Origin of the sequence: Streptomyces sp. SID12501 (assembly GCF_010550245.1) — a bacterium.
Classification (GTDB): Bacteria; Actinomycetota; Actinomycetes; order Streptomycetales; family Streptomycetaceae; genus Streptomyces.
Genome location: NZ_JAAGLU010000123.1, coordinates 1 through 1,084, shown reverse-complemented (window position 1 = coordinate 1,084; position 1,084 = coordinate 1). Strand labels below are relative to the sequence as shown.

Below are 1,084 nucleotides of genomic sequence, written 5' to 3'. Positions count from 1 at the left end.
AACACCTTGATCGATCGACAGGCTGCGCTCAAACGGTGGGTCAGGGATTTCAGCGCGTCCCGGGGCCTCGCTCCTGACGCTGAGCTTCTGCTGGGGGACAAGCTGCGCGCGAGGGCCTACCCAGCTGACTTCGCTCAACTCAGGGGCCCGCTCGGGCTGAGCGGCTCCGCCGCCTCCCTGTGGAGCGAGTACGTCTCGGGCATGTCCGCCCGCGCCCGTTGCCTCCCCGGGCTGCCTGATGCCCTCAGCCGGATGCGGGCGATCGGCTGGACGCTCGGAGTGGTGACCAACGGTGCTGCGGACATCCAGCGAGCCAAGCTGGAGAGCGCGGGGCTGGCGGGCCTCTTCGACGGTGTCTGCGCGTCGGGAGACGTCGGAGTGCGGAAACCCGCCCTGGCCGTCTTCCAAGCCGCCGCAGAGCGCTGCGGCACCACCCTCGCCGAGGGGGGCTGGATGGTGGGCGACAACCCCGAGACAGACATTGAAGGTGGCCGCGCGGCAGGGCTGCGGACGGCATGGATTTCCGCCGGGCGGCAGTGGCCGGCAGGTGTCCGCAGCCCCGACCTGGAGTCGAGGACTGCCTCAGAGGCAATCGGTCTGCTGCTGGAGCAAAACGCGCATCACGCCTCTGGTGCGGTGTGAAGCCTTGCGAGGGCCTCACCAATGTCCAGCTTCTGTTCCCGCGAACCTGCCCAGCGCTCCATGACCAGCGCTGAGGCTGTGGCGAGGTGGCTCGGTAGGCCTGCCTCATCGAGCGCATCTGCGGCTTCCTGCATCTCCGGGGCCCACCTCCACGACCTTGCAGCAACCTTCGGGAAGTACGCGGTCTCAGCCAGGTAGCTCGTGGAGCGACCCTGCGCGATAGCGAGGAGTTCCTCGCCCACCCCGTGGTCATCGGCGAGGGCATAGGCGACGGCTGCCAGCACCCGGCTGCTCTTCTGGTAGCTGGTGTAGGAGAGCTTCAGAGCGGAGGCCTTCCCGGTTCCGCCCTCCAAAAGGTGCGGACCCACGGCGGTGCCATAGAACAGCAGGGCCACGGCGGCAAGAGCATCGGCCGGCCCTGACAGATACAGCCGCGGGGTCT

At 68.4% G+C, this 1,084-nt stretch carries 2 protein-coding genes; one reads left to right on the top strand and one right to left on the bottom strand.

What is annotated here, in order from left to right; translation table 11 throughout:
• Positions 1-642, top strand: a 642-nt coding sequence (locus G3I71_RS44735; RefSeq protein ID WP_164324609.1) for an HAD family hydrolase, incomplete at its 5' end; no start/stop codon positions are given.
• Here the strand turns inward: G3I71_RS44735 and G3I71_RS44730 are convergent.
• A partial coding sequence (locus G3I71_RS44730) for a DUF1932 domain-containing protein (RefSeq protein ID WP_164324607.1) occupies positions 621-1,084 on the bottom strand: 464 nt, incomplete at its 5' end. The two genes, G3I71_RS44735 and G3I71_RS44730, sit on opposite strands and share 22 nt — an antisense overlap.